At 33.5% G+C, this 25,073-nt stretch carries 20 protein-coding genes and 3 tRNA genes; 14 read left to right on the top strand and 9 right to left on the bottom strand.

The genetic code is table 11. The features are described 5' to 3' along the window. Positions 1-173: 173 nt before the first annotated feature. Positions 174-1,265, top strand: coding sequence for a redox-regulated ATPase YchF (gene ychF, locus BW939_RS10235; RefSeq protein WP_076451942.1), 1,092 nt, complete (start codon positions 174-176; stop codon positions 1,263-1,265). 172 nt (positions 1,266-1,437) lie between these two features. On the opposite strand, the gene BW939_RS10230 is transcribed toward ychF, so the two are convergent. Beyond that, positions 1,438-2,586 carry a methionine aminotransferase gene (locus BW939_RS10230; RefSeq protein WP_076451941.1) on the bottom strand — a complete coding sequence of 383 codons (1,149 nt, stop codon included), beginning with the start codon at positions 2,584-2,586 and terminating at the stop codon, positions 1,438-1,440. Positions 2,587-2,776: 190 nt separating this feature from the next. Between BW939_RS10230 and BW939_RS10225 the strand changes: the two genes are divergently transcribed. From BW939_RS10225 to BW939_RS10210, 4 genes are read left to right on the top strand one after another with little or no spacing between them, the layout of a single operon-like run. Continuing rightward, positions 2,777-4,675 carry a DNA topoisomerase IV subunit B gene (locus BW939_RS10225; RefSeq protein ID WP_076451940.1) on the top strand — a complete coding sequence of 633 codons (1,899 nt, stop codon included), beginning with the start codon at positions 2,777-2,779 and terminating at the stop codon, positions 4,673-4,675. A 36-nt stretch (positions 4,676-4,711) separates the two neighbouring features. Beyond that, the gene (locus BW939_RS10220; RefSeq protein WP_076451939.1) at positions 4,712-5,191 is read left to right on the top strand and encodes a hypothetical protein; all 480 of its coding nucleotides are present in this window, start codon (positions 4,712-4,714) and stop codon (positions 5,189-5,191) included. Next, positions 5,181-7,766 (top strand): DNA gyrase/topoisomerase IV subunit A, encoded by a 2,586-nt coding sequence (locus BW939_RS10215; protein WP_076451938.1) that lies wholly within the window; start codon positions 5,181-5,183, stop codon positions 7,764-7,766. The genes BW939_RS10220 and BW939_RS10215 overlap by 11 nt, the downstream gene beginning before the upstream one ends. A 3-nt stretch (positions 7,767-7,769) precedes the next feature. Beyond that, a complete protein-coding gene (locus BW939_RS10210; protein ID WP_076451937.1) occupies positions 7,770-8,429 on the top strand; it encodes a rhomboid family intramembrane serine protease in 660 nt (219 codons plus the stop codon). Between the two features lie 209 nt (positions 8,430-8,638). Here the strand turns inward: BW939_RS10210 and prmC are convergent, their stop codons facing one another. The 3 genes from prmC to BW939_RS10195 form a co-directional block, all read right to left on the bottom strand. Then, positions 8,639-9,487 carry a peptide chain release factor N(5)-glutamine methyltransferase gene (gene prmC, locus BW939_RS10205; RefSeq protein WP_076451936.1) on the bottom strand — a complete coding sequence of 283 codons (849 nt, stop codon included), beginning with the start codon at positions 9,485-9,487 and terminating at the stop codon, positions 8,639-8,641. A gap of 1 nt (position 9,488) precedes the next feature. Next, on the bottom strand, positions 9,489-10,247 hold the full coding sequence (yaaA, locus tag BW939_RS10200; protein WP_076451935.1) for a peroxide stress protein YaaA: 759 nt from the start codon (positions 10,245-10,247) through the stop codon (positions 9,489-9,491). Between the two features lie 73 nt (positions 10,248-10,320). After that, positions 10,321-10,932 (bottom strand): L-threonylcarbamoyladenylate synthase, encoded by a 612-nt coding sequence (locus BW939_RS10195; protein WP_076451934.1) that lies wholly within the window; start codon positions 10,930-10,932, stop codon positions 10,321-10,323. 101 nt (positions 10,933-11,033) lie between these two features. On the opposite strand from BW939_RS10195, the gene BW939_RS10190 reads away from it, so the two are divergent. The 4 genes from BW939_RS10190 to BW939_RS10175 all read left to right on the top strand — a co-directional run bounded on the left by BW939_RS10190 (position 11,034) and on the right by BW939_RS10175 (position 11,895). Next, positions 11,034-11,106, top strand: a tRNA-Met gene (locus BW939_RS10190). Between the two features lie 45 nt (positions 11,107-11,151). Further along, a tRNA-Met gene (locus BW939_RS10185) sits at positions 11,152-11,224 on the top strand. Between the two features lie 45 nt (positions 11,225-11,269). Next, positions 11,270-11,342, top strand: a tRNA-Met gene (locus BW939_RS10180). A gap of 154 nt (positions 11,343-11,496) precedes the next feature. Continuing rightward, positions 11,497-11,895: a hypothetical protein gene (locus BW939_RS10175; RefSeq protein ID WP_076451933.1), complete on the top strand. Its 399-nt coding sequence runs from the start codon at positions 11,497-11,499 to the stop codon at positions 11,893-11,895. Between the two features lie 98 nt (positions 11,896-11,993). Here the strand turns inward: BW939_RS10175 and BW939_RS10170 are convergent, their stop codons facing one another. From BW939_RS10170 to BW939_RS10150, 5 genes are all read right to left on the bottom strand, one after another. Then, a complete protein-coding gene (locus tag BW939_RS10170) occupies positions 11,994-12,560 on the bottom strand; it encodes a hypothetical protein (protein WP_076451932.1) in 567 nt (188 codons plus the stop codon). A 527-nt stretch (positions 12,561-13,087) separates the two neighbouring features. After that, a complete protein-coding gene (locus BW939_RS10165) occupies positions 13,088-14,944 on the bottom strand; it encodes a M61 family metallopeptidase (RefSeq protein ID WP_076451931.1) in 1,857 nt (618 codons plus the stop codon). A gap of 157 nt (positions 14,945-15,101) precedes the next feature. After that, positions 15,102-16,748, bottom strand: a complete 1,647-nt coding sequence (locus BW939_RS10160; protein ID WP_076451930.1) for a M1 family metallopeptidase — start codon at positions 16,746-16,748, stop codon at positions 15,102-15,104. A 140-nt stretch (positions 16,749-16,888) separates the two neighbouring features. Next, positions 16,889-17,713: a twin-arginine translocase subunit TatC gene (gene tatC / locus BW939_RS10155; protein ID WP_076451929.1), complete on the bottom strand. Its 825-nt coding sequence runs from the start codon at positions 17,711-17,713 to the stop codon at positions 16,889-16,891. A 121-nt stretch (positions 17,714-17,834) separates the two neighbouring features. Then, positions 17,835-18,794 carry a KpsF/GutQ family sugar-phosphate isomerase gene (locus BW939_RS10150; protein WP_076451928.1) on the bottom strand — a complete coding sequence of 320 codons (960 nt, stop codon included), beginning with the start codon at positions 18,792-18,794 and terminating at the stop codon, positions 17,835-17,837. Positions 18,795-18,939: 145 nt separating this feature from the next. Here BW939_RS10150 and recQ point away from each other — a divergent pair, with 145 nt between their 5' ends. The 5 genes from recQ to BW939_RS10125 all read left to right on the top strand — a co-directional run bounded on the left by recQ (position 18,940) and on the right by BW939_RS10125 (position 25,035). Further along, a complete protein-coding gene (gene recQ / locus BW939_RS10145) occupies positions 18,940-21,144 on the top strand; it encodes a DNA helicase RecQ (protein WP_076451927.1) in 2,205 nt (734 codons plus the stop codon). Between the two features lie 40 nt (positions 21,145-21,184). Beyond that, a complete protein-coding gene (locus BW939_RS10140) occupies positions 21,185-22,270 on the top strand; it encodes a glycosyltransferase (RefSeq protein WP_076451926.1) in 1,086 nt (361 codons plus the stop codon). A 60-nt stretch (positions 22,271-22,330) separates the two neighbouring features. Continuing rightward, positions 22,331-22,681, top strand: a complete 351-nt coding sequence (locus BW939_RS10135; protein WP_076451925.1) for a hypothetical protein — start codon at positions 22,331-22,333, stop codon at positions 22,679-22,681. A gap of 202 nt (positions 22,682-22,883) precedes the next feature. Beyond that, entirely contained in the window at positions 22,884-24,287 is a 1,404-nt protein-coding gene (gene lpdA, locus BW939_RS10130; protein ID WP_076451924.1) for a dihydrolipoyl dehydrogenase, read from the top strand. A 136-nt stretch (positions 24,288-24,423) separates the two neighbouring features. Further along, the gene (locus BW939_RS10125; RefSeq protein ID WP_123891562.1) at positions 24,424-25,035 is read left to right on the top strand and encodes an FEKKY domain-containing protein; all 612 of its coding nucleotides are present in this window, start codon (positions 24,424-24,426) and stop codon (positions 25,033-25,035) included. Positions 25,036-25,073: the final 38 nt, after the last annotated feature.

Here is a 25,073-nt window from a genome sequence, read left to right as displayed (position 1 = left end):
ATCTGTCAATTAAAAGACAGATTTTTTTTGTTATGATTCTCTCTTTTATTTCATTATCTTTGCACACCTTTAATTTTAGCATGCAAAAAGCAATAAGCCAATTGCCAAAAGCTAAGAAATAATATGAAACCGAAAGGTTACATAACAATTTAAACAAAAATAAAAATTTCGTTATGAAATGTGGAATCGTAGGCTTGCCAAACGTAGGTAAATCAACACTTTTTAACTGTTTGAGCAATGCAAAAGCACAATCAGCGAACTATCCCTTCTGTACCATTGAGCCCAATTTAGGGACTGTTTCGGTACCAGATCAAAGACTTTTTGAGCTTGAAAAAATTATTCAACCAGAGAAAGTAATTCCTGCGGTAGTAGAAATTGTTGATATTGCGGGCCTTGTAAAAGGAGCGAGCAAAGGAGAAGGTCTTGGAAACCAATTTTTGGCAAACATCAGAGAATGCGAAGCTATCATACATGTTTTAAGATGTTTCGATAATGGAAATATTATCCACGTTGAGGGTTCTGTAGATCCTATGCGTGATAAAGAAATTATCGATATCGAACTACAATTGAAAGACCTTGAAACTATTGGAAAAGCAGTAGAAAAGGCAAAAAAATTCATCAAATCTGGTAAAAAGGAAGATGTTTTAGCTTATGAAACTCTTCAAAAGCTTCAGAAACATCTTGAAGACGGCAGAAATGCAAGAGAATTTGCTACGGATGATGTTATGAACAATATTATTGGAGAAGTTCAATTATTGACAAATAAACCAGTTCTTTACGTTTGTAATGTAGACGAAAATTCTATCAAAAACGGAAACGATTGGATTGCCAAAATCGAAGAAATGGCTAAAGCTGAAAACTCTGAGGTTGTAGTTTTGGCAGCACAAATTGAAGCAGACATCAATGAGTTGGAAACTTTTGAAGAAAGAGAGATTTTCCTTGACGAATTGGGTTTGTCTGAGCCTGGCGTAAATCGCTTGATTAGAAAGGCTTACGATTTGTTGAAGCTTCAAACCTACTTTACGGCAGGTGTAAAAGAAGTGAGAGCATGGACAATCGGGCAAGGTTGGACTGCACCTCAAGCTGCAGGAGTGATCCACACAGACTTCGAAAAAGGTTTCATCCGCGCAGAAGTTATTAAGTATGATGATTATTTATCTTACGGTTCCGAAGTTAAGATAAAAGAAGCCGGAAAATTATCAGTTGAAGGAAAAGAGTATATCGTAAAAGATGGCGATATTATGCATTTTAGATTCAACGTTTAAGAAGACCAAGTTAAAGTTAGTTATATAGAAAACGCTTCCGAATTTATTTTTGGAAGCGTTTTTGTTATCTTGATTTAAAACTAATATGAATAGGAGAATAGCAAAAAATAGATGTTTTTGTTTAAAAATCTGATTGTATGCTCGAAATTAATCTATAATGAATACTGCCCAATTATATTTTTCTCAAATTCTCCAAAGCCATTTCTAGAGTTTCATCTTTTTTTGCAAAACAAAGCCTGATGACGTTTTCGTTTAGTTTTTCCTTATAAAACGAAGAGAAGGGTACAGTAGCAACTTTATGATTAATGGTGAGTTCATGAGCAAAATCGATGTCTTTTTTATTTGAAATTTTATCATATTTCACCGCTTGAAAATAGGTTCCTTCACAATCAAGAAGTTCAAATGAGGTTCCAGAAAGCCCATTTCGTATTAAATCTCTTTTTTTCTGAAAAAACACATTAAGATTTAAATAATTATCTTCATTTTTCATATAATCAGCAAACGCAAGCTGAATTGGTGTGTTGACGGAAAAAACATTGAATTGATGCACTTTTCTGAATTCATCAGTCAGATTTTTGGGTGCGGCACAATAGCCTATTTTCCAACCAGTAACATGAAAAAGTTTTCCGAATGAGGCAATAAGAAAACTTCTCTCTTTCAATTCAGGATATTTACAAATGCTCAAATGTTTTTTGCCATCAAATACTATATTTTCATACACTTCATCACTTAAAATAAAAATAGATGTACCCTTTACAATACTAATTAATTCTTGAAAATCAGATTCATCTAAAATTTTACCCGCAGGATTATTTGGATTGTTTAAAATAATGAGTTTAGTTTTATTTGATACCAATTTTTTCACCTCATTCCAGTCAATAGAATAATCTGGAGCAGTCATTTTAAAACGTTTTACAATTCCTCCAAAAAGTTCTACTGTGGGCTCATAACAGTCGTAGGCGGGTTCGAAAATAATGATTTCATCGCCGTCTTTTATCAAACTTGCAATGGCTGTGAAAATAGCCTGAGTTCCTCCGGCAGTAACAGTGATTTCCGTGTCGGGATGGTAAATTGCTTCATGAGCGTTTTCTATTTTCTTCGCAATTTCTTCCTTTAAAGACATCATTCCGCCCATGGGAGCATACTGATTAAATCCTTTTTTAATGTAATGATCTACAAGATTCAGCAGATCGGGATCAGCAGGGAAATCCGGGAAACCTTGGGAAAGATTAATTGCTTCATTTTCATTGGCCAACTGTGTCATCTGGCTGAAAATAGTAGTTCCTACATTGGAGAGTTTAGATAGAGGAAGTTGTATCATCTGTTTATTATAATTTGGAATCTCTAAAATAGGTCAATTTTCAATAAAAAAACCAAATTTTCTATGTAAATGTTAAATGTTGGGATGTTATCATTCATTTTTTATCGAAAAACTCTTGGTAAAAATATTGAGATAAATTCGGATTATTTTATTCTTATTCGTATTTTTGTCTGTTTACTGATTTTTATATATGTCACAAGATTTACAGAGCAATTATTCCGAAGATAATATCCGAACCCTAGAACCGCGAGAACACGTACGGCTAAGACCTGGGATGTATATCGGGAAGTTGGGAGACGGCTCATCTGTGGATGATGGAATTTATATTTTGCTAAAAGAAGTTATGGATAATTCCATCGACGAATTTAGAATGAAGGCAGGTAAAAGAATTGATGTAAAAATCAAGGAAGGCAATGTTACCGTGCGAGATTATGGGCGTGGAATTCCTTTGGGGAAGATTGTTGATGTAGTGTCTATAATGAATACAGGAGGGAAATATGATGACGGTGCTTTCAAAAAATCTATTGGTCTAAACGGTGTTGGTACAAAAGCAGTCAACTTTTTGTCTACTTATTTTAAAGTAAAATCCGTAAGAGAAGGCAAAATGAGAATTGCCGAATTTCGCGAAGGAAGATTAGAAATACTTCATGATGAGGCTGAAACTTCTGAGAGAAATGGAACAGAAATTACTTTTGCTCCTGATGAAAGTATTTTTTTAAATTTCAAATTCAGAAATGAGTATGTGGAGAAAATGCTCCGAAATTATACTTATCTTAATCTAGGCTTAAAAATTTATTTTAATGGTGAAGTTTACGAGTCTCAAAACGGATTAAAAGACTTGTTGGAAGAGGAAATAGATGGCGAAATCGTTTATCCCATCATTCACATCAAAGATGAAGATATGGAATTGGCGATCACGCACTCAGACAAGTCACAGTCTGAAACCTATTTTTCCTTTGTTAATGGGCAATATACTTCGCAAGGTGGTACGCACTTAAATGCTTTTAAAGAAGCCTTTGTGAAAACTATTCGTGAATTCTTCAATAAAAATTTTGAAGCTACTGATATTAGAAAAGCTATTATTGGTGCCATTTACATCAATGTTGGTAATCCTGTTTTTGAATCTCAAACCAAAACCAAGTTGGGATCTGCTACAATGGGACAAGATGCCGAAGGGAAAGAATTGGAAACTATTAAAACTTTCGTGATTAATTATCTAAAAAATAAATTAGATAATTTTCTTCACAAAAACCCAGAAATTGCGGAGGCTCTACAACGTAAAATTTTAATTTCAGAAAGAGAAAGAAAAGAACTTTCAGGAATCCAGAAACTGGCAAGAGAAAGAGCAAAGAAAGTTTCACTTCACAATAAAAAACTGCGTGACTGCAGACAGCATTATAACGACCAGAAAGCTGAAAGAAAAGCAGAAACACAAATTTTTATTACCGAGGGAGATTCTGCTTCAGGATCTATTACAAAATCGCGAGATGTAGAAACACAGGCCGTTTTTTCACTAAAAGGAAAACCTCTTAACTGCTATGGTTTAACCAAAAAAGTGGTGTATGAAAACGAAGAATTTAATCTTCTTCAAGCTGCTTTAAATATTGAAGAAAGCCTTGAAGACCTTAGATACAACCAAGTAATTATTTCTACTGATGCCGATGTAGACGGTATGCACATTAGATTGCTGATGATTACTTTTTTTCTTCAGTTTTTTCCTGATGTAATTAAAAACGGACATTTGTATATTCTACAAACACCACTTTTCAGAGTAAGAAACAAAAAAGAGACAAGATATTGCTATACAGAGCAAGAAAGGGTAAAAGCCCTCAACGAATTAGGCAAAAATCCGGAAATCACAAGATTTAAAGGTCTTGGAGAAATCTCTCCAGATGAGTTTAAAAATTTTATCGGAAAAGATATACGATTAGAGCCTGTAGTTTTGGGAAAAGATCAAACGATAGAACAATTACTAGAATTTTACATGGGGAAAAATACACCAGACAGACAGCTTTTTATTCTAGAAAATCTTGTAATAGAAGATGATTCTGATATAGACAAAAAAGAGATCTTGTCTGAAAATATTTAAATTTAAACCAAAATTAATCTCAATTTTTAATTTCAAATGAGACTTAGTAATAAACGGAGAATACCTCTTTATAATTTTATCAATACCGCATTGATTATGCTCTTCGTAATCGGTATATTGGCTTTTGTAGTAGAAGAAATGGTATTTCATTTGCTTGGGATAGAGGCTTATTTGCTCATCATAATTCCTGCATTATTTCTTATTCTTTTTTATCTTAACGGAAGACAGATTTTTGAATATGATAGTGACGGAGAAGCGCTTCATTTCAAAAACCGAAATATAGTTCCTTTCTTCAGTAAGCCACTAAGTGATGAATTTCCAAAATATAAATTTTTGAAGTATGAATCAATTACTTTTCTGTTTTTTAAAAGATTATACATTACCATTAACAGCAAAAGTGGGAATACGATTCTAAAATATGAAATATCATACCTTACAGCGAAAGAATTAAATGATTTGAAATTTTCACTCAATAAAGTGATCAAAAATAATAAGGAGAAATTAAATGATAAATGAAGAATATTCTCATGAAAGTGAGAGTCTAAAAAAAGTATCAGGACTTTATAAAGATTGGTTTCTCGATTATGCGTCTTATGTAATTTTAGACAGAGCAATACCCTCTGTCTTTGATGGTTTTAAACCTGTACAGCGCAGAATCATGCACTCAATGCGTGAATTAGAAGACGGTAGATACAATAAAGTAGCCAACATCGTGGGAAATACCATGAAGTACCACCCACATGGTGATGCTTCTATTACAGATGCAATGGTGGGTATTGGGCAAAGAGAATTGCTCATAGATACACAAGGAAACTGGGGAAATATTTATACAGGAGATTCTGCTGCTGCTGCAAGATATATTGAGGCCAGACTTACACCTTTCGCTCTTGAAGTAGTTTTTAATCCCAAAACTACCGTTTGGTCAAAATCCTATGACGGTAGAAATAATGAACCCGTAGATTTACCCGTAAAATTCCCATTGCTTTTGGCTCAAGGAGTTGAAGGAATTGGTGTAGGGCTTTCTACTAAAATTCTTCCGCATAATTTCAATGAATTAATTAGTGCTTCTGTTGCTCATCTTAAAGGAAAAAAGTTTGAAATTTTTCCGGATTTCCTTACCGCAGGATTTCTAGATGTTTCAGAATACAATGATGGCCATAGAGGAGGTAAAGTGAGAGCCAGAGCCAAAATTTCTCATACCGAAAAAAATACTTTGGTCATTACTGAGCTTCCTTTTTCAAAAAACACTTCAGATTTGATTGATTCTATCTTAAAAGCCAATGAAAGAGGAAAAATAAAGATCAAAAAAATTGAAGACAATACTTCAGATGCTGTAGAGATTCTCGTGCATCTTCATAATGATGTTTCGCCAGACAAAACCATTGATGCTTTGTACGCATTTACAGACTGCCAGGTAACAATTTCTCCAAATGCTTGTGTAATCGTAGGAGACAAACCCATGTTTTTGAATGTTTCTGAGATTCTGAGGATGAATACCGACCATACAGTCTCTTTACTGAAAAAAGAACTTGAAATTGAGCTTCATGAATTACAAGAAAACTGGCATTTTTCTTCTTTAGAAAGAATCTTTATTGAAAACAGAATTTATCACGATATAGAAGAGGTAGAAACATGGGAAGAAGTTATCAAAACTATTGATACAGGTTTGAAACCTCATACAGCTCATCTTTTGAGAGCTGTAACCGAAGAAGATATTTTAAGGTTAACAGAAATCAGAATTAAAAGAATTTCAAGATTCGATTTAGATAAATTTAAAGAAAATATTGCCGCATTAGAAGGCAAAATAGAGCAAGTAAAGTATAATCTTGCCAATTTGATTCAGTATGCAATTGATTATTATTTAAATATCCAAAAAAAATACGGCAAAGGAAGAGAAAGAAAAACCGAACTCAGAATTTTTGACACCATTGATGCCACAAAAGTTGCTGTAGCCAACGAAAAATTCTATGCCAATTTTGAAGAAGGTTTCATCGGTACATCACTGAAAAAAGACCAATATCTATTCGACTGTTCAGATATTGACGACATTATTACTTTCAGAAAAGACGGAAGTATGAAAGTGGTAAAAGTAGAGCCAAAAACTTTTATAGGAAAAGATATTCTTCACGTTGCCATCTGGAAAAAAAATGATAAAAGAACGGTATATAACATGATTTACCGCGAGGGCAGAGAAGGTCCTTATTATATGAAGCGTTTTTCTGTGACAGGAGTTACACGAAATACAGATTATCATTTGGCTTCGGAAGCAAAATTCTCTGAAATGCTCTATTTTTCGGCAAATCCCAACGGAGAGGCAGAGACGGTAAGTGTTTTACTAAAACCCAACCCAAGAATCAGGAAAAATAAAATGGATATCGATTTCTCTGAACTTGCTATAAAAGGAAGAGATTCTAAAGGAAACTTGGTAACCAAATATTCTGTGAAAAAAGTAGATCTGAAAGAAGAAGGTGTTTCTACTCTCGCTCCGAGAAAAATTTGGTATGATGATACGGTAAGAAGATTGAATGCAGATGCAAGAGGAGTGTTTTTAGGAAACTTTAAAGGAGATGATAAAATATTGACCGTTAATACCAATGGCGAAGCTAAACTGGTTTCTTTTGATCTAGGAAACCGTTTTGACGACGAATATTTGATACTCGAAAAATGGAAACCCGAGCAGCCCGTTACTTGTATCTATTTTGATGGTGAAAAAGATATTTATTTCATCAAAAGATTCTTGTTTGAAAATAATACTAACGTGCAGACTTTTATGCCATCCGAACACCCAAAATCTTTTATAGAAAATGTACTGGTGAGCAACGGAGCAACGGCAGAAATTATTTTTGCTAAAGATAAAGGTAAAGAACGAGATCCTGAGATAGTAAATATTGATGAATACATCGCCATAAAAGGCATTAAAGCCATTGGAAATCAATTTACTAAATTTAAAGTTAAAACCATAAATATTACCATTCCTGAACCTGTGGAAGAGGAGACTGAAGCGTATGAAGAGCCAGATTTTTCGCCGTCTTCAGACGAAGAAGGAGGAACAATAGGAGATTTATTTCAGAACGGTGAAAATGAAAACTAAAATATGAGTATAATTATAATTATTATTGCCATTACCTGCATTATCAGCTATTTTGCGCTGAATGATATGCGAATTTTTGAAAAGTATAAATTCAATGTAGGAGCGATTGTGCATAGAAAAGAGTATCTGAGATTGTTTTCTGCAGGGTTTCTCCATGCAGATTTTATGCATCTTGCTATCAACATGTATGTTTTGTATATGTTTGGTCCTTCTGTGATACGTGAATTTGGGCTTGTTGGGTTTTTGATTGTTTATATAGGTTCCATTCTTATTGGGAATCTTTTTTCGCTTCTTATATATAAAAATCAAAGTTGGTATTCTGCAATCGGAGCGAGTGGTGGTGTAGCCGGAATTATTTTTGCTGGTGTATCTTTAAATCCGGAATTTACAAGAATAGGAATTATTTTCATCCCTTTTCTCAGTGTTCCAGGCTATATTTTTGGTTTGTTGTATTTTGGGTATTCCGTTTACAGCATGCTGAATCCTAGAAATAACGATAATATTGGCCATGCTGCCCATTTGGGAGGTGCGTTCTTCGGATTGGTGGTATCTGTTGCCATGTTCCCAGAAAAGGCAATGCAAAACGCTTTGTTTTTATTCATCATGTCTTTGCCACTGCTTTATTTGGCTTTCGAAATATTTATAAGAAAGAAAATCGGTTAGCATACAGTACAATTTTTTGTTCGAATAAATTTAATAATATCCAAAAAGCCATCTCAATTTGAGATGGCTTACTTTTTAATGATTTTTTCATCAAATATGCCTGTACCTGAAACCAATATACCCGAAATAGTATGAGAATTAAAGCTCCAATTCTGTTTAATCTAAAAATTCACATTTAGATTGATCTATGCTTTCCGTTATTTTAAATTTTATTTTATTCCTAATATAAAACGATCATTTCCACTCAAATCTTTAATTAATTCAGAATGAGATAAGTTTTTGTACAAATCTAAAGTTTCCTGACCTAGTTTTTGATTGATTTCCAGAAAAACCAATCCGTTTTTATTTAAATATTTATCACAATCTTTACTGATTTTTCGGTAAAAAATCAAAGCATCCGAAGTTGGAGAAAACAGAGCCATTGTAGGTTCAAAATTTTTCACAGAATTTAAGATTTCAGTTTCCTCATCCAATCCAATATAAGGTGGATTTGAAATAACAACATCAAAATTTTCATTTAAATCTAAATTCAAATAATCTGCATGCAAAAAATTGATTTTTAAATTGTGAAAATTTGCATTTTTCTTGGCCGTTTCTAAGGCTTTTTCAGAAAAATCTATCGAAGTAATTTCAGCATCAGGAAAATACTTTTTCAAAACCAAAGGAATAATTCCACTTCCGGTTCCAATATCCAATATTTTACAATTTGAGATTTGAGATTTAAGATTTGAGATTTTTCCAATCGCAATTTCAAGCAACTCCTCGGTTTCGGGACGTGGAATTAAAACATTTTCATCCACGAAAAATCTCATTCCATAAAATTCAGTTTCGCCTAAAATTTGAAGGTAAGGTTTTCCTGTTATTAATTCTGAAATGATATTTTGAAATGCAATCTGAATGTCTTCCGCAACTTCTTCCTCAGAAAATTGGCGTTGCTGAATTGCGTTTAAACGTAAAATATTCTCAGAAAATTGCTGAAAAATAAAACGGCTTTCAGATTCCAAATAAACCTCAGAAAGCTCTTGTATAAAGTGTTTTTTTAAATTACAGTATTTCATTTTATCTCACAAAAACCAATTTAGAATCCGTTGATTTTTCATCATCAATTCTGTAGCCTTCGTAGTTGAAAGCCTTTACATCCTTTAGGGTTTTTGCATTGGTTTCTGCACAGAATCTTACTACCAAACCTCTTGCATGTTTGGTGTAAACCACGATGGTTTTGTATTTTCCATCTTTCAATTCGTAAAAATCAAAATCAATAACGTGATGATTGAGCTTCTTTTTGTCTATAACTTTAAAGTATTCGTTGCTGGCAAGATTGAGGACTATTTCGTTCTTTTTTAGCTCAGAATTTAATTGTGCAGTCACTTTTTCTGTCCAGAAAGAGTAAAGGTTTTTATAATCTTCAAATTCAAAATTTCTTCCCATTTCCAAACGATAAAGCATAACTTTATCTGAAGGCTTTAGCAAACCGTATAATCCAGAAAGTATTCTGTAGTTTTTCTGAAGATAATCCACGGCTCTTTTGTCTAATGTTTTTGCGTCTAAACCTCTGTAAACTTCACCGGTAAATGCAAACATTGCGGGAGCAGAATTTTTTGCTGTTGGTTTTGCATTCCATTTTTGGTTTCTTTCCCAATTTTCATCTGCCAGTTTTGGCGAAATTTCCATGAGGTCTGAAAGGTATTTTGGAGTTTTTTCTTTTAAATATTTATGAATATGTGCCGCTTCATTGATGAATTTTGGGGTAGAAGATCTCAAAAGATGAGTTGTATTTTCCACATTCATCAATTTGGCAGGCGAAGTAATGAGTTTCATTTTTTAAAGTTTAAGGTTTTGAGTTTAGGGTTTTAAGTTTTTAGCAAACTACTTCAAACATTCAACTTTGAATTTATATAATCCCTTTACCTTGACGGATGATTTCAGGTACTCCTGAAGTAAGATCTACAATCGTTGATGCGATATTGTCTCCATAACCAGAGTCGATAACAATGTCCACAAGATGATCGTATTTCTCTGCAATAAGTTCTGGATCGGTAGAGTATTCAATAATCTCATCATCGTCGTGAATGGAAGTTGAAGCTATGGGATGTCCTAATTTTTCCACAATCAATTGAGGAATCGGATGATCGGGAACTCGTATACCAATCGTTTTATGATTTTTATAGGCTAAAGGAAGGTTTTTATTGGCTTCCAAAATAAATGTGAATGGACCAGGGAGATGACTCTTCAAAAACCTGAAAATGGAAGTATCAATGGGCCTTGTAAAGTCTGAAAGGTGACTCAAATCGTTACAAATTATAGAAAATTTTGCTTTTTCTAGCTTTTGCTTTTTGATTTGAGCAAGTTTTTCCATTGCTTTAATATCAAAAATATTACATCCCAAAGCATAAATAGTATCTGATGGATAGATGATAAGGCCACCATTATTCAATGTTTTAACAATCTCATTTATAAGGTTTTCTTGAGGATTTTCGGGGTATATTCTTAGTATTTTTGCCATAGAACAAAGATAGTAATATTAAAATAATTTTGTGGTAAATCCTTTATTTAAAAGAAAAATTAGGAATTTTAAAATATTGTTGTATATTTGCAGTCCAATAACGCGGGATGGAGCAGTAGGTAGCTCGTCGGGCTCATAACCCGAAGGTCATCGGTTCGAGTCCGGTTCCCGCTACTAAGTTAAGCAATCGTTACAGTCGGTACGATTTAAAAGAAACACCGCGGGATGGAGCAGTAGGTAGCTCGTCGGGCTCATAACCCGAAGGTCATCGGTTCGAGTCCGGTTCCCGCTACTAAGTTAAGCAATCGTTACAGTCGGTACGATTTAAAAGAAACACCGCGGGATGGAGCAGTAGGTAGCTCGTCGGGCTCATAACCCGAAGGTCATCGGTTCGAGTCCGGTTCCCGCTACTATATTAAAGAGAATTACAGATGTAGTTCTCTTTTTTTGGTGCTATTAATTTGTTTTTTTACAAATCTATTGTCTTAGAAATATATCACATCATTTTTTAGGATCAATATCTTTAGAAAATTCTACTATTTATAACTATTAATGTAACACCGTATGGAAAAAGTACAAAAAGGAAAGATTGAAAAAATTGAAGCATTTTTGGAGAAATGGTTCATCTATTTTGATCAAGTAGACGAAAGTAGTTTCTTGACGAAATATTTGTCTGAAGATGTAAAAATGAAATTTCCGGGAAATGATCTATTTACTGGTCACGAAAGATTTAATAAGTGGTTTGCAGAGTCTAAAAGCAATTTGTTGGGAAATACTGCCCATCATGTTTCTGAGATTAAAGTATCAGAAAGAAGCGAAAATCAGTTTGACATATCTTTTAATGTAAGATATGTTGCACCTATGAAGCATGCGGTTGTTAATTTGAACTTAAAAGAAGACTGGAAACTTACTTGGGACATCGTAAAAGATGAACCTGTCATTACAGAGTATATAGTAAGTTAATTGATTGTAGGTTATTTAAAATAAAAATGAAAATCTAAACTGATTTTCATTTTTTGAGAAAAAAAAATCCGTTTCTATTGAAACGGATAATTTATATTTTATTTCACCAAAGTATTGAAGTCTTGCAATTTCAAATCTTCTGCTTTTAAATTTTCAAAATACCTTGCTTTCTCACTTCCTTTCATATTTTCTACTGCGCCTGCGGCAGATGTGAAATCTTTATCAATAGATGTTGCAATCTCAGTAGGTTTGAAATCTTTTTTTACTTCATCATCATCAACACCTAGAAAACCATTTTTTTTCGTGAGGTAAGAAACAAAATTGTCATAATTGGTTAATGTACTTCTAAAATACTGCGTATGATAATTTAGACATTTATTCGCTTTTTTCTTTTTGTTGACGATACAACTTGCTAAGTTTCCTTTGTAAAGATCAAATTCTTGAGAAACTGCGTTGTATTCTTTTCTTAAAGCTTCGGTTCCGTTGGTGAGAATGGTTTGGTTGCCTTCTTTTTCACTCGTTTTCTTTAAATATTCGATTACTACAGGTACCGTAGCTTCTATTTTAGATTTAGCTTCAGTGATTGATCCAAATACTGATGTTTGTGCAAATGCGAATGAAGATGTACACATTAAAATTACAGCCAGTAAAGTATATCTTTTCATAAATTTATTTTAGACCACTAAAATAAATATTTTTTCTTGTTTTTTATAACTTCCTCATCATTTTATTTAATAAATTTTAACAAGTTTTAAGAATTTGTGACTAGTTGATTGTTATAAATGAATATTTATCAGTTTATGTATCTATTAATTTGTGTAAAATGTTATATTTAGTGTGATGATTATCAATTATTTAAATTAATATTAAAACTGTATTACTATAAAAATAACTGTATTACTTGATTTTAATCTCCACATCCATATCAATGGGTAATTCGTGATATGAATTGGATATTTAAAAATATAAAAAAATAAGACACACCGCTTTTATCTCATCAAATCAATTTATTTTTGGTGGCAATTTTGGAAGTGAGAGAAATTTATTACTCTAACCAGTTCTTTAGAGAATTGGAAAAGAAAGCGAAATAAAGTTTTAATAAGAAGATGAATCCTATAAAACCGGATCTTCAGAAATAAAAAAAATCAGCCTCGGAAAAGGCTGATTTTTTGTTGAAATATTTAATATTAAATTATTTTTTTCCAGTAATCCACTGATCTTGAAGTTTTTTCTCAGCAGCAGTTGGATTGCTTTTAAAACCTAAAGATTCAATGGTCATTTTATCGAGAATAGCTTTTCCTTTCAGATCAATTTTTTCAGATTTTCCGTTCGTTGTTCTCAAAACTGTAAGCGTTACATTTTGTCCGTCTTTTATATTTTTTGCGTAATTGATAAATTCCTGAACATTCTGTATGTTGATTGTTTTTCCGTCAAGCGCAACCACTTCATCCGTAATTTTGAATCCGATTGCCTTTGCGAAGGGTGAAAGAGCAGAACTTTCATCAAAAATAAAAGTATTGTTTTTGTCGTTGTAACCCGTTTGATTAGGATCTTTTACAAACCAAAAAATGGGTGGTGCATCTTGCTTTTTAACTTCCACACCTACCTCGGTTAGATACTTTTCGTAAGGTGTAGGCTCGCTCCCGGCAATATATTTATTGTAGAAATCTCTTACCTGAGGATATCCTGTAACTTCTACCAATTCGTCAATCAACTTGTCGTCTTTGAAAGGTTTGTTTTCTCCAAATCTTTGAGACAATTTTCTGATCATATCACGATAACCCATTTCTCCGTTGGATAGTTTTCTAAGCTCGATATCTATACACATTGCAAGCAAAGCGCCTTTTTCGTATACGTTTCTGTACTGATCTTTATACTCGTCTTTCAGGATGTTTTTGCTCATCACTGTAAACGGCATGGTGTCGTTGTAATTTTTGGAATTGGTAATTTTATCGGTCATTCTTTTCAGAAATTCATCTCTTGTAATCAAGCCTTCCTGAATTTGAAAAAGATTAGCAAAATACTCAGTTCCCCCTTCATACATCCACAAGTGTTGAGACATTTTCGGGTCAGCATAATCGAAATAATGAATTTCTTCAGAATGTACTTTTAGAGGATTTACGGTATGGAAAAATTCGTGGGAAACCACATCCGTTATCGTCTGGTCAATGGCTTCTTTAGGCATCATTTCAGGTAAAACCACACTCGTGGATTCGTGGTGTTCTAAAGCTCCGAAACCTTTAATCTGCGGACCTTCTGTTCCTGCAAGATAAAGCATGATTGCATACTTTTTATTGGTATTCATATCACCCAAAAATTTCTTTTGAGCAATGACCATTTTCTCTAAATTTTCTTTAAAATCTGCGGCTTTGTACTTACCTGTGGGAGAATACACGCCTAAAACCAATTCCATTCCTCCTGCATTAAAGGTAATATAATCCGGTTTTGTGTACATCAGCGGAGAATCTGTGAGTTTAGCATAGTTTGCTAAAGTAAAGGTGTCTGTATCTTCAGATTTGTCTTGATCTACCAAGGCTGTTGTTCCATAAAACTCTTTTGGTTTTTTAACGATTAACTGATAAGGCACATCTTGCATGTTTTCTATATAACCTACAAAACCGTGGGTGTTCAAAAGATAGATTTTGCCTTCTTCAATGTTGGTTCCTGAAGGTGAAAATACGGCTTTGTGTTTTGTGTTTTCCATCTCATCATCGAAACTGTCGTTTACCCAATAGGTTACTTTAGATAGATTCTGAGCATTCTTTAAGGTGTAAGAATTATCATTCACTTTGGTGAAAGCCAGTTCTTTTCCTTTATTATCGAGAAATTTTATTCCTTCAATGAATCTTCCATAATCATCTGTAGAGTAAGTTCCCGGAACGGTTTTAGGAAAATGGAATTTCACATCGCCTGATTTCATTTTAGGAAATTCAAGGCTTACATTTACTTTGTCGTCTTTTATATTAAGAAGGTCGATTTGTGTCTTTACCGATTGTGCATTTAATACAAATACAGACAACAGGCCTAAACTGATTGCAATTTTTTTCATGCTGATTTATTTTGATTAAGTAGTTGCAGTAAAGTTTGTTTTGTTACATTCTACGATGTTAAAATATAATTAAAAAAAAACAAAACCGAGCTAACGATTTTGTTTTATATTTAAAATACAAGTGGGTATTTAATTTAAGCTTATTCAAAGCTGCAAGCTATCTCACTTCTCTGAAATAAACATAATTGTTCCTGTTAAACTCTGCTTTATTTCCATTTTTCAGTTTCAAAGTCTGCCATTCTTCCGTTGGCTTTATCCATTCATTGCCAATTTTCAAGGGAAGCTTAAAATTCTTTACTACTTTGCTGTATTTAAATTTCAGCTCATTTCCTTTTTGAGAATATTCTAAAACAGGAACATCAGTAGTTCTCAAATACTGATTAAATACTGAGGAAAAATCTATCCCCGATTTTTCTGAAATATACTTTTCAATCTGTTCTGTGGTGACAGTTTGATGATAAAAATCTTTGTTGATTCCTCTCAAAATCTGTCTGAATTTTTCGTCATTATCAATTACTTGGCGGATCGTGTGAAGCATGCTGGCTCCTTTAGGGTACATATCGCCGCTGCCTTCATTTCTCACACCATATTTCCCTATAATTGGAACATCATTACTAATCCCGTTTTGAATTCCTTGAGCATATATATTTGCAGATTTTTTATCCATATATTTTTCAGTAAAAAGCACCTCAGAATACATCGTAAAACCTTCATGTACCCACATGTCAGCTTGATCTTTCGCAGTAATATTATTCGCAAACCACTCATGGCCACTTTCATGAACGATGATGTAATCCCAATTTAAACCTACACCTGTTCCTGAGTAGTCAATTGACCCATAACCAGCTTGGTAATATCCGTTTTGGTAATGATTTCCGTAGGCAATATTGCTTTGATGTTCCATCCCTAAGTAAGGAGAGTCGACCAATTTGTAAGAATCTTCATAAAAAGGGTAAGGACCAAACCAATATTCAAAAGCTTCGAGCATGGGTTTTACCTGGGCGAAATGTTTTTTGGCTTTATCTAAATTATAGTCAATCACCCAATAATCAAGATCAAGTTTTCCTTTTTCGCCATTATAAATGTCTTTGAAATTCACATATTTTCCGATGTTTGGGATGATAGAGTAGGCGTTTATTGGGTTTTTTACTTCCCAAGTGTAGGCGGTTTTGTTGCCTTCTTCTTTTTTACTGATTAATCTTCCGTTTCCGATGCCTACGAGATCTTTCGGCGTAATGATTTTCATGGTAATTCCTAGTTCAGGCTCGTCACTCCAAATATCTTTTGTTGGAAGCCAAACCGAAGCTCCAATTCCTTCATCGGCAACACTCATCCAAGGATTTCCTTTTTCATCTTTCGTGAAAACCCAGCCACCGTCCCACGGTGCACGTTTAGCAATTACAGGGTTTCCAGAATAAGTAATATCTATGGTGTATTTTTCTCCTTTTTTAAAATTTTTCTTTGTAGATATGAAAATGAAATCATTATCCTGCTTAAAGCCATTGACGGTTGGGAAGCTGCATTCAATTTTATCAGCCCTCATAGGTTTCTGGAGATCAATTTGAAAAGTAGGGTTAACAATGTCTTTCGTAATCTCAAAACTGATTTTATTATTCCCTTTAATGCTTTTTGAAGCGAAATCTGGCTCTACAGAAAGATCATATCTTTTCACATCCCAAAAATTTCTGAATTCTGTATTGGAACCCTTCAGTGTATCTTGTTTTGTGAAGTTTTTACCGTGTTCAAAAAATTGCCCGAAAGCCAATGATGAAGCAAAAAGTAGTGAGAGAGTTATTTTTTTCATTGGTTAGATATGTTTTTCAAAATTAGAAATTAATTTTTGTTTAGTCGTAAAAGTTGGTATAATGTAACAGAATTTTAGAAAATAAAAGAGCAGCTTTAAATTATTAAAGCTGCTCAGTATGTTTTTAAATAAAACCTTTTTTAGTCTTTAGCTGAAAGGTTTGCATTTGCTTTCTGGATTTTTTTGTAAGTATACCCCGAAGCAATAATACTAAATTCATATAAAAATAAAAGGGGTAAAGCAGCCATCATCATACTCAATACGTCTGCAGGAGTTATAATAGCAGCAACCACCATAATCATCACTATAGCGTGACGGCGGTAAGTTCGCATAAACATTGGTGTTAAAATCCCAATTGAAGTAAGGAAATAAATAAGAATAGGAAATAGAAATACTACACCCATTCCTAAGACTACCTGCAAAAATAAAGTTGTGTAATCGCTTAAGTCGTAAAGTGGAACGATAATGTTTGATATTTTAAAAATCACACCAAAGTTCACTGCGAAAGGTAAAATAAGATAATACCCACAAAGCACCCCTGCCATAAACAATATCCAAACTGAATTGATGATGAAAATTGAATTTTTTCTTTCCTTTTGGTGTAAAGCTGGGCTGATGAATCTCCACAATTCCCAAACAATATAAGGAAATGCCAAAACGATTCCACCAAAGATAGAGACAGCCATCATGACATTAAACTGCTGATAAAGTCTTTGTACACGCACCGGAAATTCTTTTGGAAGCTTAATGCTATCTTCACCCAAAATCATTCTCGAAAAATGATTGGCAATTTTGAAAGTAGGAAAATCATTCCTAGTAGGACCAAAAAACACATGATCCATAATCCATTCTATATTATATCCAATAATAAATGCTGCGACGATAATCGCAATAATTGATCGGATGAGATGTCCTCTCAGTTCACCAATATGTCCCCAAAAAGACAAGTCTTTACCTTCGCTCACAAAATATTTTTTAAGTTTTCAAATTTAGGAAAAAAAGTGGGAGTTGAGTGGTGCTTGCGCTCTTCATTTTCAAGATTTAAGATTCAAGACTTAAAATTGTATAAAGTTTCTAAAGCTCAGTCTAATTAATCCCTTCATCCAGTAGTTTATGCAAATCAATAATTCCGAAATATTTCCCGTTTTCGGTAACTACCAGCTGACCGATGTTATTGTCTTTTAAAATTTTCATGGCATCTTTTGCCAAAAGGTTCCTCTCTACAGTTTTAGGATTAAGAGACATAATGTCTTTGGCTAAAACTTTAGAAAGATTATCTTCTTTCATCAGCATTCGTCTCAAGTCTCCGTCGGTAATCACACCGATGATGTGATTTTCATTTGTTACCACTGTGATGCCGTGTCGTGAACTGCTTATTGATATAATAACATCTTTTATGCTGTCATTTTGTGATACTTGAGGCTTTTGTTCAGAAACAAAATCATCCACTTTCGAAATTAGATTTTTGCCCAAACTTCCACCTGGGTGAAATTTAGCAAAATCATTTGCTTTAAAATTATTAAGCTCCATTAAACAAATTGCCAAAGCATCTCCCAATGCCATTTGGATAGTTGTAGAGCTGGTAGGCGCCAATTTTATTGGGCAAGCTTCTACATCTACATGGGTATCTAAAATGAAATCGCAATATTCTGCAAGTTTGCTATTTTTATTACCCGTCATCCCAATCAATGCCGATGAATAGTCTTTTAAATAAGGAGCCAAACTTGCAATCTCAGGAGAATTTCCCGAATTGGAAATACACAAAACGATGTCCTGCTTCTGGATTACTCCAAGATCTCCATGAATTGCTTCTGAGGCGTGAAGGAATTGTGAAGGTGTACCTGTAGAATTAAATGTAGCTACCATTTTATTGGCGATGTGTGCTGATTTCCCAATGCCTACCACGATAAGTTTTCCGCTTCCGGCATTAATGGTTTCTACAGCTTTCTGGAAATCTTTATCAATTCTGTTTCTGAGTTTTTCGAGTTCAGAAATTTCTATTTCAAGGGTTTTTTTTGCGTTGGAAATAATATCGGTTGTATACATTTTTATCGTATATTACAAGTGGAAAATAGATTCGGAATCTATTTATATTTACTATAAATTTTATTTTTATAAATTCGTTCGCTTTTATTTTAAGCAAAATTTTTATAACTTTGAAATAGATGCAAATTTAGCAATACAAAATTAGATGAGCGCAAAAAAAGCCAATATATCGGGCGAATTAAAAAAATACTTTGGGTTTTCTACCTTTAAAGGTCAACAAGAGCAGATAATAGAAGATCTTTTAGAGGGAAAGGATGTGTTTGTCCTAATGCCTACAGGTGGCGGTAAATCTCTTTGCTATCAGCTTCCCGCATTAATTTCTGAAGGAACGGCAATTGTAGTTTCTCCATTAATTGCACTAATGAAAAATCAGGTAGATGCTGTGAATGGGCTTTCATCAGATGAAGGAGTTGCTCACGTTTTGAATTCTTCATTAAACAAAACTCAGACCAAAAAAGTTTTTGATGATATCAAAGCTGGAAAAACAAAACTTCTATATGTTGCCCCAGAATCATTAATCAAAGAAGAATATCTTGATTTTTTTAAAGAAGTGAAGATTTCATTTGTTGCTATTGACGAGGCGCACTGTATCTCAGAATGGGGGCATGATTTCAGACCAGAATACAGGAATCTGAAATCTATTATTGATAAAATTGCTGATGTTCCCGTAATTGCTTTAACGGCAACTGCAACTCCAAAAGTGCAAGATGATATTCAGAAAACATTAGGAATGACTTCGGCTATAGTATATAAGGAAAGCTTCAATAGACCCAATCTTTACTACGAGGTACGTCCGAAAGTGAATGTAGATAAAGAAATTGTAAAGTTTATCAATCAACATAAAGGGAAATCTGGAATTGTATACTGCTTGAGCCGAAGAAAAGTAGAGGAGTTTGCACAGCTTCTTCAAGTAAACGGAATAAATGCACTTCCTTATCATGCAGGTCTTGACCAGAAAATAAGAGTAGCCAATCAAGATAAATTTTTGATGGAGGATGCAGATGTAATTGTTGCCACTATCGCATTTGGGATGGGAATTGATAAGCCAGATGTTCGTTTTGTAATTCATTATGACTTTCCGAAATCTCTTGAGAGCTATTATCAAGAAACAGGAAGAGCAGGAAGAGACGGTGGAGAAGGTCATTGTTTAGCATTCTATGATCCTAAAGATATTGAGAAATTAGAGAAATTTTTAGCGCAAAAAGCCGTTTCTGAAAGAGAAATTGGTTTACAACTCCTTAATGAAGTGGTGGGTTATGCCGAAACTTGTATGAGCAGAAGGCAGTATATATTGTATTATTTTGGTGAAAGTTTTGATCCTGAAAACGGAGATGGCGCAAAAATGTGTGATAATGCTTCAAATCCTCCGAAATTAAAAGATGCAACTGCAGATTTCAAGAAAGTAATGCAGCTCATTAGTGATGCCGGAGAAAAATTTAAATCCAAAGATCTTATTTCTACAATTGTAGGAAAAGAAAATGCAGTAACCAAGTCTTACAAATTAGAGCAGTCGTCCTATTTTGGTTTCGGAAAAAATGAAAAAGAAAACTATTGGAAAACCATTATAAGACAAGCAACTGTACAAAATTTCCTTCAAAAAGATATTGAAACTTATGGCGTTTTAAAAGTTGCAGAAAAAGGAAAATTGGTTCTCAATGGTGAATTGAAACATCCATTTATGATTGCTGAAGACCGTGAATTTGATCTTTCGCAGACAAAAGCAGAAAATGATCATATTCAACAGCAAGCTGGTGGTGGTTTAGACCAAAATTTATTCGGACTTCTAAAGGAGCTTAGAAAAAAAGTTGCCAAAAAACATGGCATACCTCCATATACGGTTTTTATGGATCCTAGTTTGGAAGATATGACCGTTCAATACCCTATTACTTTAGAAGAAATTGCCAAGATTTATGGTGTTGGAGAAGGTAAAGCTAAAAAATACGGTAAAGAATTTGCAGATTTTATTTCTAAATATGTTGAAGAAAACAATATAGAACGTACTCAAGACATGGTCTTGAAAAATGTAGCGAATAAATCTAGTCATAAAGTTTTCATTATTCAGAATACTGATAAAAAGATAGATTTAGAAGATATTGCGAGAGCAAAAAACCTTTCAATGAATGACCTTTTGAAGGAAATGGAGCGTATCGTTTATCAAGGCACAAAGCTGAATATAGATTATTATGTGGAAGAAAATTTTGATGAAGACATGGTAGATGAATTCATGGAATTCATGACGGAATCTGAAAGCGACAGCATGAAAGTTTTGCTAGATGAATTTGGTGATGAGCTTTCTGATGAAGAGGTGCGAATGCTGAGAATAAAATTTATCAGCGACGTTGCTAACTAAAAATTACACCTTATCCAAATACTTGGGTAAGGTTTTGTTTATGGAAAAAAAAATTTCTGTTATATTTATTCTGCCGGATCTCGAAACCGGAGGTGCAGAGAGAATCGTTACCACCATCGCAAATCATCTCTCCCGAGATCGTTTTGAACCTAAGATTTTGCTTCTTCGCAAACAAGGTGGTTATTTAGGAATTGTAAAAAAAGATGTTGAAATTATTGACATTAATACCGAGAGAATAAGACACTCGCTGAAACCTATTTTAAAGGAAATCTATCGCAGAAAGCCAGATATTGTTTTTTCTGGTTTTGGCGAGGTAAATGCTTATTTATCTCTCTTTATTAAACTTTTTCCTAAAGTAAAGTTCATTGCCAGAGAAACCAATGTTGTTTCCAAACATGTAACAAAAAAAGAGATTAAATTTTTCTACAATTTTTACAATAATTATCAGCAGATTATTGCTCAAAGCAACGACATGATGGATGATTTGATTGATAGTTTTAAAATCAATCCTTCAAAAATTATAAAAATTAATAATCCTGTAGATTTTGATTTTATTGATGAAAAACTGAGGATATCTCATAAGCCTGAGAGTTTTAAATACAATTATAAAAATGTTGTCGCCATTGGTAATTTATCTTCTCGAAAAGGGTTTGATAACCTACTGAAAGTCTTTTCCAGATTAAAAAATGAGAAAATTTTATTACATATTTTAGGTGACGGTAAAGACCGAGAAATTCTTCACCAGATGAAAGAATTTCTCGGTCTAAAAAATGTGGTTTTTCATGGGAAACAAGAAAATCCGTATGAATATCTAAAATATGCAGACTTATTTATTCTTTCCTCAAGATATGAAGGTTTTCCCAATGTTTTATTGGAAGCCGGAGCCTGCGGTACTTATTCTTTAGCCAATAACTGTCCTGGCGGAATCAACGAGATTATTCAGCATAATACCAATGGTGAAATTGCTGATATCGAAAATCACGAAGATTTCTCCCAAAAAATCATGCATATTCTACACCAGACGCATGATCAGGATGCCATCAAAAATTCCATAAAAGCACGCTTCTCAAAAGATATTATTCTGGATAAATATGAAAAAGTTTTGTTGGATTTGGTCAATAAGTAATAATCTTCACTTTTCCTTAAATTTGCATTTCAATTTTATCTAAAAACCAATATTTCATTCATGAAAAAACTTCCAAAATTAGGGTGTGCCTGCGAAAAACACGATTTAACAGAATCTGAATACAGAACTTCAAACGTAGGAGTAGATTCTACAGACAGTCGAAATGCAGAAGTCACAGTAATTCAATGCAGACTGTGCCAAAGAATTTGGATTAAATATGATATTGAATTTCCAAACGCTCCAGAATCAGGACGATGGTACAAAGGAATCATCGCCAAAAAAGAGGTGGCAGGAATGAAGCCGGAACATGCCGTGGAGCATCTCGAAAATCTTGAATGGTACGTTTGCGGAGGCGAGTTTTTTGGAAGTAAAGAGGTTTTTGGACAAGGAAAATTGAATTTAGATTTATAAAATTGTATGGGAATGTGAAGAATGAGCTGGAAAATAAGGTGTTTATAATTCAAATAAAAAAAGAGGAAACTATAAAACTTCCATCATCAAACGCGCAACATTCAGCATTTCAAAACTTGACAAAACTCACTTTGCTCCTTCTAAATTAATCAGTAAATTTGTAAGAATTAATCATCAGATAATAAATAAATAAAAATATAAAATGAGTCAATTTGATGTTACCATAATAGGTTCTGGTCCTGCAGGTTATGTAGCTGCAATCCGCGCTGCACAATTAGGTTTCAAAGTAGCAATTATTGAAAAATATTCAACTTTAGGCGGAACTTGTCTTAACGTTGGATGTATTCCTTCAAAAGCACTTCTAGACAGTTCTGAACATTTCGAAAATGCAAAACACAATTTTGAAAACCACGGAATTATTATTAACGAGCCAAAAGCGGATATCGCAAGAATGATTGCGAGAAAAAATGAAGTGGTAGATCAAACGACTAAAGGGATTAACTTTTTGATGGACAAAAACAAAATTACAGTTTTTGAAGGTCTTGGAAGTTTTGAATCTGCTACTCAGGTTAAAGTGACTAAAAACGACGGTTCTACGGAAACAATCGATTCTAAATATACCATCATTGCAACAGGTTCTAAACCTTCTTCATTGCCTTTCATTACTTTAGATAAAGAAAGAGTAATCACTTCCACTGAAGCTTTGAATTTAAAAGAAATCCCTAAGCATTTGGTAGTAATCGGAGGTGGAGTTATTGGCCTTGAATTGGGTTCTGTTTACCTAAGATTAGGAGCTCAGGTTACTGTAGTTGAGTTTATGGACAAAATCATTCCTACAATGGATGGAGCTTTAAGCAAGGAATTAACTAAGGTTCTTAAAAAACAAGGAATGAAATTTATGCTTTCTACAGCAGTTTCTGCAGTTGAAAGAAATGGAGATACTGTAAAAATTACGGCTAAAGATAAAAAAGGAGAAGAAGTAACAGTTGAAGGAGATTATTGTTTAGTTTCTGTAGGTAGAAAACCTTTTACAGACGGACTTGGATTAGAAAAAGCTGGTGTAGAGCTAGACGAAAGAGGAAGAGTGAAAACAAACGACCATTTACAGACAAACGTTGCCAATATCTATGCAATCGGAGACGTTATTAAAGGGGCGATGTTGGCTCATAAAGCTGAAGAAGAAGGCGTTTTTGTTGCCGAAACTTTGGCCGGACAAAAACCGCACATCAATTATAACCTAATTCCTGGAGTAGTTTATACTTGGCCAGAAGTTGCCGGAGTTGGTAAAACTGAAGAGCAATTGAAGGAAGAAGGTGTGGCTTACAAAATCGGAACTTTCCCAATGAGAGCTTTAGGAAGAAGCCGTGCAAGTGGTGATATCGACGGTTTGGTGAAAATCATCGCTGACGAAAAAACGGATGAGGTTCTTGGTTTCCACATGATCGGAGCGAGAGCTGCAGATTTGGTTGCTGAAGGAGTAATTGCAATGGAATTCCGTGCAAGTGCAGAAGACATCGCAAGAAGTTCTCACGCTCACCCTACTTACGCAGAGGCTATTAAAGAAGCTGCGTTAGATGCTACAGGAAAAAGAGCATTGCATATGTAATGATTTGATTAAAAATTTAATCATCTAAATATTTAAAAATTAAGACTGCCTCAATTAGATGGCAGTCTTTTTTTTATTAAAATATTATTTATAAATTAGTTAAAGAACTAATCTGAAAAATCATAAAAGAGAAATCTTGAAAAAAATAGTATATCTGAATATTATTTTAATCTTCTTAATACTTGTTGCAAGTGTTGCAGTATTTTATGGTTATAATTTCCCAATGCCTTTTGATTTTATAAAAAATTTTAAAGATTACGGAATACAATATATCTTTATTGTTTTTCTGATAATTGGATTGTTAGCTTATTTATTTGCATCAGTTAAAAGCAAGCAAAATAATTTTAAAAATAGATTTCTGTATATTTTCTTACTACTGAATTGTCTGTTTTTAGGTTTTCTGGTTTTTAAAGGGAGCTCAGAATATATGAAAAGAACAAAAGCACTTACACTGCTTGAAAATGAGTATGTAAAACAAGCTAAAAAAGATATTGAAAAAGATCATGTAACCTACAAATTTGCCGGTGGATTTACTGATTCTGTTTATAATGAAAAGACAGAAAATCAAATTGACAGTATTTACAAAAACTATGGGATAACCTATTTTAATACAGGATGTATTGTAGATTTTATGCATCTTAAAGCTCAGGGAAAATATCAGGAAACTGTAAAACCATATTTAATAAAAAGAAACGGAAAAAATTGGGAACTGAAAATGAAATCTGAAATTGAAAAAATAAAAAACTAATTTTTTGATTTCTCTTTTTTTTCTTTAAATTTTGCTTG

Origin of the sequence: Chryseobacterium piscicola (assembly GCF_900156685.1) — a bacterium.
GTDB lineage: Bacteria > Bacteroidota > Bacteroidia > Flavobacteriales > Weeksellaceae > Chryseobacterium > Chryseobacterium piscicola.
The sequence above is the reverse complement of the archived record's forward strand: the minus strand, read 5'-3'. Positions and strand labels throughout refer to the sequence as shown.

Excerpts from the sequence above, each read along its gene's own strand:
- ychF (WP_076451942.1), top strand. The coding sequence starts at position 174 with ATGAAATGTGGAATCGTAGGCTTGCCAAACGTAGGTAAATCAACACTT.
- BW939_RS10230 (WP_076451941.1), bottom strand. The coding sequence starts at position 2,586 with ATGATACAACTTCCTCTATCTAAACTCTCCAATGTAGGAACTACTATT.
- BW939_RS10225 (WP_076451940.1), top strand. The coding sequence starts at position 2,777 with ATGTCACAAGATTTACAGAGCAATTATTCCGAAGATAATATCCGAACC.
- BW939_RS10220 (WP_076451939.1), top strand. The coding sequence starts at position 4,712 with ATGAGACTTAGTAATAAACGGAGAATACCTCTTTATAATTTTATCAAT.
- BW939_RS10215 (WP_076451938.1), top strand. The coding sequence starts at position 5,181 with ATGATAAATGAAGAATATTCTCATGAAAGTGAGAGTCTAAAAAAAGTA.
- BW939_RS10210 (WP_076451937.1), top strand. The coding sequence starts at position 7,770 with ATGAGTATAATTATAATTATTATTGCCATTACCTGCATTATCAGCTAT.
- prmC (WP_076451936.1), bottom strand. The coding sequence starts at position 9,487 with ATGAAATACTGTAATTTAAAAAAACACTTTATACAAGAGCTTTCTGAG.
- yaaA (WP_076451935.1), bottom strand. The coding sequence starts at position 10,247 with ATGAAACTCATTACTTCGCCTGCCAAATTGATGAATGTGGAAAATACA.
- BW939_RS10195 (WP_076451934.1), bottom strand. The coding sequence starts at position 10,932 with ATGGCAAAAATACTAAGAATATACCCCGAAAATCCTCAAGAAAACCTT.
- BW939_RS10175 (WP_076451933.1), top strand. The coding sequence starts at position 11,497 with ATGGAAAAAGTACAAAAAGGAAAGATTGAAAAAATTGAAGCATTTTTG.
- BW939_RS10170 (WP_076451932.1), bottom strand. The coding sequence starts at position 12,560 with ATGAAAAGATATACTTTACTGGCTGTAATTTTAATGTGTACATCTTCA.
- BW939_RS10165 (WP_076451931.1), bottom strand. The coding sequence starts at position 14,944 with ATGAAAAAAATTGCAATCAGTTTAGGCCTGTTGTCTGTATTTGTATTA.
- BW939_RS10160 (WP_076451930.1), bottom strand. The coding sequence starts at position 16,748 with ATGAAAAAAATAACTCTCTCACTACTTTTTGCTTCATCATTGGCTTTC.
- BW939_RS10150 (WP_076451928.1), bottom strand. The coding sequence starts at position 18,794 with ATGTATACAACCGATATTATTTCCAACGCAAAAAAAACCCTTGAAATA.
- recQ (WP_076451927.1), top strand. The coding sequence starts at position 18,940 with ATGAGCGCAAAAAAAGCCAATATATCGGGCGAATTAAAAAAATACTTT.
- BW939_RS10140 (WP_076451926.1), top strand. The coding sequence starts at position 21,185 with ATGGAAAAAAAAATTTCTGTTATATTTATTCTGCCGGATCTCGAAACC.
- BW939_RS10135 (WP_076451925.1), top strand. The coding sequence starts at position 22,331 with ATGAAAAAACTTCCAAAATTAGGGTGTGCCTGCGAAAAACACGATTTA.
- lpdA (WP_076451924.1), top strand. The coding sequence starts at position 22,884 with ATGAGTCAATTTGATGTTACCATAATAGGTTCTGGTCCTGCAGGTTAT.